Raw genomic sequence first — 6,027 nt, 5'->3', positions numbered from 1 at the left:
CTATCGCAATTTGGCCCAGCCCCTAAGGTAACTGATTCAAATATGCGACAAGCATTTTTTGAAAACAAATATTGTAAATCAAATAATTAACGAGTCTTTTTACAATTATTAAGAGACACTAGTGATATTATATAATTAATACAAACAGCTTTTTCCCCTCATCCTACCTCAAATCCACTTTATAGATACATATAGCCTATTTTTTAATGGGTACAACATTTAAGGTGAAAAATAAGCTTTATAACCCCAATCCTAAAAAAGTTGTACGAGATACCATACCCCAATTTTATACCCCCTCTCACCAAGCAAAAGAAAAACGGAAATTGGCAGACACCTACCCACGCCCAGATTCATTATAAATTTTACTATTCACCTCACATCATTGATAGACTTTATAGGATGATACACAAATACATGGATAATATAAATAGCCTAATCGTATCACACCTATAAATGTACCAAGAGTATTTGTAATCGTACCAAGAGGGAATCGAAGCAATTCATTGCTTCATGGGCGATTCATTGCTCTGGAGTTAATTCAATCAATAATCATTTAAACAATTTATCATTATGAGAAATTTAATTATTATGCCAGCTATGGCACAGAATCGTGAGAGAATGAATTTGGGTGAATATGCAGAAGAAGCTACCATTATTATGGACGAGCCAGTAAAGCCAACAAATCATTTTATCGAAGCCAACACACAGGAGGTAACATTGAATCATTTGAAAAATGATTGCATTACACCAGTATTCTCTAAAGACAATGAACTTACAATCAACCATGCTCAGTTTGTGGAAACAATACAGGATGCAGCACAATCTTTCTTCAGTGGTGAAAAGGTGGAACAAGCCACTATCAGAACAAGCCACATTATTAAGGGAAGAATCCCAGAAGCTATCCATAAACCAGCCAATCAACTGTTGGAATCTGACAAGACTATCTATTATGAAAGAGCAGCATTCAGCATTGATATTCCTACTATCTATGAAACAGTAGGTGGAAATAAGTTGAATCTTTCTATCGTAGGAGTAAGAGCTTATAATCAGATGAATCTATATTCAAAGAAAGTTCCAGAGTTGTTCCGTCTTGCGATTGGATTCAAAAACCAAGTTTGCTGCAATATGTGCATCTTTACAGATGGTTACAAGGATGATTTAAGGGCAAGCAACACCACAGAACTTTATCGTGCAGCATTGGAGCTGTTTCACAACTACAATCCTGCAAAGCATCTTTATCTGATGCAGCAGCTAGGCAACACTTCCATGAGTGAACACCAGTTCTGCCAGATAATAGGTAGAATGAGACTTTATCAATGCTTGCCAACAGGCTACCAGAAAGCATTGCCCAGAATGTTGCTTACTGATACACAGATAAACAGTGTAGCTAAAGCATACAGCCATGATGAAAACTTTGGAAGCTTTGGAAATGAGCTTAATATGTGGAAATTTTATAATTTATTGACTGGAGCTAACAAAGTTCATTCATACATCGACGCATTCTTAGACCGTTCTCTTAATGCTACAGAAATGGCTTTGGGAATCAATGCGGCTTTACATGGTGATGAAAGATATAAATGGTTCATTGATTAAATGAACTTTATTGATTGAGAGAGAAAAGGGCATTCTTAATGAGTGTCCTTTTCTTAAATATCCAATAATTAACCGTTTATATTTGTAAGTACGCAAATAAGTACATATCTTTGTACTATAACAAAGGAGGATTTATGAGAACAGCCAATTACACAGATTTAAGAGCCAACTTGAAAAGCTACATTGATGCAGTCATTGACGATTATGATACTGTAGTTGTCAATCGTGGGAATGGCAAAGGAGTAGTAATGATTTCTTTGGATGAATACAATTCTCTAAAGGAAACGGAATACATTATGTCGTCACCCGATACAATGGAAGCAATACATAAAGGTGAAGAGGATATTAAGAACGGTAATTCTATATCCCAAAAGGAAGGTGAAAGCATAGAGGACTTCTTAAAACGTGTAGCATGTACAGAATAACATTATCAGAACAGGCTAGAAAAGAATACCTATACTTTGCCCAAAGCGGTAACAAAGCAATATTGAATAAAATCAAAAACTTATTGGAAGATATTGCCGTACATCCATACACAGGAATAGGAAAACCAGAACCGCTTAAATATGAACTGGCAGGAAAATGGTCAAGAAGAATCAATGCAGAGCATAGAATTGTTTACTCCGTGCATGATGATATAATAGAGGTTTACATATTCTCTATGAGATACCATTATTCCAAGAAATAACAAACCGTCACATATTACTAATATTGAAGAAAGGACAGCTATTAAGTTAGTTGTCCTTTTTTCATTTCTACTAACCATTAAACATTACATATTATGAATATAGATTATAAGGTAGGAGAAGTCAAGCTTTCCTACAAACCCAAATTCAAGAATCAGCAAAAAGTAACCTGTTCAGAGGATGCTTATAAATATATGCTTTCCACATATAAGAAAGGAACTATATGCTACAAGGAATATTTCAAAGTCCTGTTCCTAAATCAAGCCAACCAGATTTTAGGATATACTCTAATTTCAGAGGGAGGACTAACAGAAACAACAGCAGATGTTAGACTTATATTCCAAGCTGCATTACTTACTAATTCTGTAGCTTTAATTCTGGCACATAATCATCCAAGTGGAAATTTAAAGCCAAGTCCAGAAGATATAAGACTTACTAAACAGGTAAGGGAAGCATCAAATTTTATGAGGATAAAAATCTTAGACCATATCATCCTTTCAGATACGGAATACTACAGTTTTGCAGATGAAGGAATGCTGTAGCATAAACAAGGGCACTCAATATTTTAGTTGGGTGTCCTTACTTTATAATATTCACTTTGATAATTAGTGAATGTTCCCTTATAAATCAATGAGTTAGTAAATCCAACTCAAAATTAATATTCACTTTTATTCATTTACTTATAAAACAGAACATTATGTCACTTAAATATTCAAGCACAACAGCAGACTATCTTGTTTGGTCAGATGCAATGAATCTTATTAGGAAACTGGCAAAAGATGATAATTATAAAATATCACTTCTTATAGCTTTAGGTTGTTTCACAGGATTAAGAATTTCTGATATTCTGGCTTTAAGATGGAAGCAGATAATAGATACAGACGAATTTACTGTAATTGAGAAAAAGACAGGTAAGGTAAGAACCATAAGACTGAATCCCCAGCTACAGGAACATATCAGAGAATGTTACGAACATATAAAGCCAGTTGGAATAAATGCACCTATCTTAATAAGTCAGAAAGGTACAGTCTTTTCAGTCCAGAGAATTAATATCATTCTTAAAGAGATTAAGAAGAAGTACAGGCTAAAGATTAAGAAATTTTCTTGCCATTCACTTAGAAAGACTTTTGGCAGACAGGTTTATAATATGAACAGCGACAATTCAGAGCTTGCTTTAGTAAAGCTGATGGAACTTTTCAATCATAGTTCTGTTGCCATTACTAAAAGATACTTGGGATTAAGACAGGAAGAAATCTTGCAGACTTATGAATCATTGAGTTTCTAAATAACAGGTAGGACAAATAAAGAACAAGGTTAGCTTTATATACCCCAATCAAAGTTTGTCCTACCTAAATTTTAAACTCCAGATATACCTAAAGTCCGATTATTTGTGTTTGGCATTTCAGCCTTATAGTAATAGGTCAAATCCATAAGTTTTTAGACTTTAAAGCCAACTTAACTCTTATAATCCATACTGGAGATAACTGTTTGTAAATAGCCAAAGATATGTTGGGATAAAGACGAATAATGTTTGATAGCAGAAGATTTACTATTTATCCCTACATCGTATAGAATTATTTAAAACCTTTCGCTAACTTTGCAACAATTTCAGTGAGTTATAGTGTTAGCAAGCTGAAAGGACATAATTAACGAAAGGTGTTATTGAAATTATCTTCTGTTTCTTAGATTCTCGCAAAATTTAAAAACGGTACGAAGATGATAGCAATAGCACCCACACTTGATATATACCTACCTTATGTTTGTAAGGTTTCTATATACCGTTTGGTGTGGGGCTATTGTTTTATCCGTACCAAAAGGCAATGCGAGAAGCCCAAGAAACAGGATAAGGCAAATATAGCTTCCACACCTTATTTATTTATAGCTTATTCAAGGGAGCAGGTAGGCATAATCTCAAGAAACGATGAAACATCTTCTTTATGGATTAATTATTCTTAGTATGATGGCATGTACATCTAAAAAGGATAGTTACACACAAGAACAACTATATGAACAGGCTTCTTCCGGAGTAGTCTTGATTCAGAATACATATTATTATAAAATCACACTATCAGATAATGGATTCTATTCAACCAATTATGTCTTTTCTAAATTACAAGATGGGAAATTAAAAAACATATCCCACACTATATCCAATAATTTTAATGAAGTAAATGATACGATTAAAAGTACAATATTTGGTACTGGATTCATCATATCTCCAAGAGGAACGATTGTTACTAACAGTCACGTTATCAATCCTACTACTGACAAAACTCTTATCTATCAAGCATTGATTAGATATTTAAAAGAGCAGATTGATTATTGTAATCAACAACTTGAAGAAACAAGAAAACGTTTAGAAATATTTGAAAAAGAAATTAGAGATAATAAAAGACTCGATTCACAAGGTTATGCTATGATGATGGATGGAATTCAATCCAGCAGGAAATGGATAGACACATTTACCCAATATAGAAACAACCGCATAAAAGACTTAAGTTTAAGTAACTTTGATGTTGAACTTTGTTCTGAAATCAAAATAGCATATAACGGAAGCCATATAACATCAAGTAATGATTTAATAGATTGTTTCGTAGTAAAAGATGTTCCCAACTATGATTTAGGAATTATCCAGATAGCTGATGGTAGCAATTTTTGGAATGTTTGCAGATTAGAAGAAACTCCTAAATGGTCTTATGACCAAGCGGAAGCTGGTTGGAGTAACATTCAGAATGCTGGGATAATTAGTTGGTTCACTATACCACAAGATAAATACATCTTTAATCTTTATAATAATGAAATTCGTAGTGATGAAGAAATTAAACTATACATGATTGGTTTCAATCAAGGACCAACATTAGCATCAACTAATGATGGAATTAAGGCGCAAATTACTCAAGGTTATATCAGCCAAAATACTGATAGCATTAAGATAATGTACTCAATACCTGCCTTACAAGGTTCAAGTGGCAGCCCTGTTGTTAATCAATATGGAGAATTAGTAGCAATAAATTTTGCTGGCATTAATGGTACACAAAGTTTTAATTATGGAATAAGAGTTGAAAGATTAAGAGAAATTGTAAACGACCAGTCTGTTAAAGATAAAATGAAAGTTCGTCAATCAAATAACAAACATGTAAATAACGATTCTATTAATTCGATAGAATCCATAAACAATTAAAAAATGAAAATAATAGGATTATTGACAAGTTTATTATTGGTTGCATTAAGCATTGGATTTAGTTCATGCAATAACCAAGTCAAAAGCTCTGATTTAGAAGATAGAGTGGAAAACGGGAAATATATAGTATATAAAAAAGGTGAAAACAGTCCATTCACAGGCGTTTCTATACCAACTGGAAATCCTAATATGAAAGTTTTTTATGAATCTGGGATTGTCGTAAAGAAAGAACATGTAACAGATAATGGCTATAAATGCGTTACGATTTACGATGAAGATGGAATAACTAAACAAAATAATCAGACATATTATGATGATAATGGAAACATTTGCACACAAAAGGACTTTTTGAAGAACCTATATAAATAATTAGATTTTTAAAGTACATGGATATATTTTCAGTTTTCACAGCAGGCTTTTTTATTGGAGGATTTATTATAATTGAAGTGATTTAAACTTATGTATATCAATTAAAATGTTGTCAAACAGCGTACAAATAGAATTATTCATTATATTATGGGTGACCAAACTCATTCATAATAAACAACCTATGTACGCTGTATTGGA

The 6,027-nt window shown here is 32.9% G+C and carries 7 protein-coding genes; all 7 read left to right on the top strand.

Features of this window, described 5'->3' with window-relative positions; genetic code table 11:
* The first annotated feature begins 570 nt into the window (after positions 1 to 570).
* A complete protein-coding gene (locus tag H3001_RS18410; RefSeq protein ID WP_181215707.1) occupies positions 571 to 1,593 on the top strand; it encodes a DUF3871 family protein in 1,023 nt (340 codons plus the stop codon).
* A gap of 134 nt (positions 1,594 to 1,727) precedes the next feature.
* Entirely contained in the window at positions 1,728 to 2,018 is a 291-nt protein-coding gene (locus H3001_RS18405; RefSeq protein WP_181215706.1) for a type II toxin-antitoxin system Phd/YefM family antitoxin, read from the top strand.
* Positions 2,006 to 2,281 carry a Txe/YoeB family addiction module toxin gene (locus tag H3001_RS18400; RefSeq protein ID WP_181215705.1) on the top strand — a complete coding sequence of 92 codons (276 nt, stop codon included), beginning with the start codon at positions 2,006 to 2,008 and terminating at the stop codon, positions 2,279 to 2,281. The genes H3001_RS18405 and H3001_RS18400 overlap by 13 nt, the downstream gene beginning before the upstream one ends.
* Before the next feature lie 93 nt (positions 2,282 to 2,374).
* Positions 2,375 to 2,821, top strand: a complete 447-nt coding sequence (locus tag H3001_RS18395) for a JAB domain-containing protein (RefSeq protein WP_181215704.1) — start codon at positions 2,375 to 2,377, stop codon at positions 2,819 to 2,821.
* A gap of 155 nt (positions 2,822 to 2,976) precedes the next feature.
* Positions 2,977 to 3,564 carry a tyrosine-type recombinase/integrase gene (locus H3001_RS18390; protein ID WP_181215703.1) on the top strand — a complete coding sequence of 196 codons (588 nt, stop codon included), beginning with the start codon at positions 2,977 to 2,979 and terminating at the stop codon, positions 3,562 to 3,564.
* Positions 3,565 to 4,200: 636 nt separating this feature from the next.
* Entirely contained in the window at positions 4,201 to 5,460 is a 1,260-nt protein-coding gene (locus tag H3001_RS18385) for a S1 family peptidase (protein WP_246368699.1), read from the top strand.
* 3 nt (positions 5,461 to 5,463) lie between these two features.
* Complete coding sequence (locus H3001_RS18380; RefSeq protein ID WP_118212188.1) at positions 5,464 to 5,829, top strand: hypothetical protein; 366 nt, start codon at positions 5,464 to 5,466, stop codon at positions 5,827 to 5,829.
* Positions 5,830 to 6,027 lie beyond the last annotated feature (198 nt).

The sequence above is a fragment of the Phocaeicola faecicola genome (assembly GCF_013618865.1).
GTDB lineage: Bacteria > Bacteroidota > Bacteroidia > Bacteroidales > Bacteroidaceae > Phocaeicola > Phocaeicola faecicola.
The sequence above is the reverse complement of the archived record's forward strand: the minus strand, read 5'-3'. Positions and strand labels throughout refer to the sequence as shown.

What these genes read in the sequence shown, in the direction of transcription:
- H3001_RS18410 (WP_181215707.1), top strand. Translation starts at nt 571, where the DNA reads ATGAGAAATTTAATTATTATGCCAGCTATGGCACAGAATCGTGAGAGA.
- H3001_RS18405 (WP_181215706.1), top strand. Translation starts at nt 1,728, where the DNA reads ATGAGAACAGCCAATTACACAGATTTAAGAGCCAACTTGAAAAGCTAC.
- H3001_RS18400 (WP_181215705.1), top strand. Translation starts at nt 2,006, where the DNA reads ATGTACAGAATAACATTATCAGAACAGGCTAGAAAAGAATACCTATAC.
- H3001_RS18395 (WP_181215704.1), top strand. Translation starts at nt 2,375, where the DNA reads ATGAATATAGATTATAAGGTAGGAGAAGTCAAGCTTTCCTACAAACCC.
- H3001_RS18390 (WP_181215703.1), top strand. Translation starts at nt 2,977, where the DNA reads ATGTCACTTAAATATTCAAGCACAACAGCAGACTATCTTGTTTGGTCA.
- H3001_RS18385 (WP_246368699.1), top strand. Translation starts at nt 4,201, where the DNA reads ATGAAACATCTTCTTTATGGATTAATTATTCTTAGTATGATGGCATGT.
- H3001_RS18380 (WP_118212188.1), top strand. Translation starts at nt 5,464, where the DNA reads ATGAAAATAATAGGATTATTGACAAGTTTATTATTGGTTGCATTAAGC.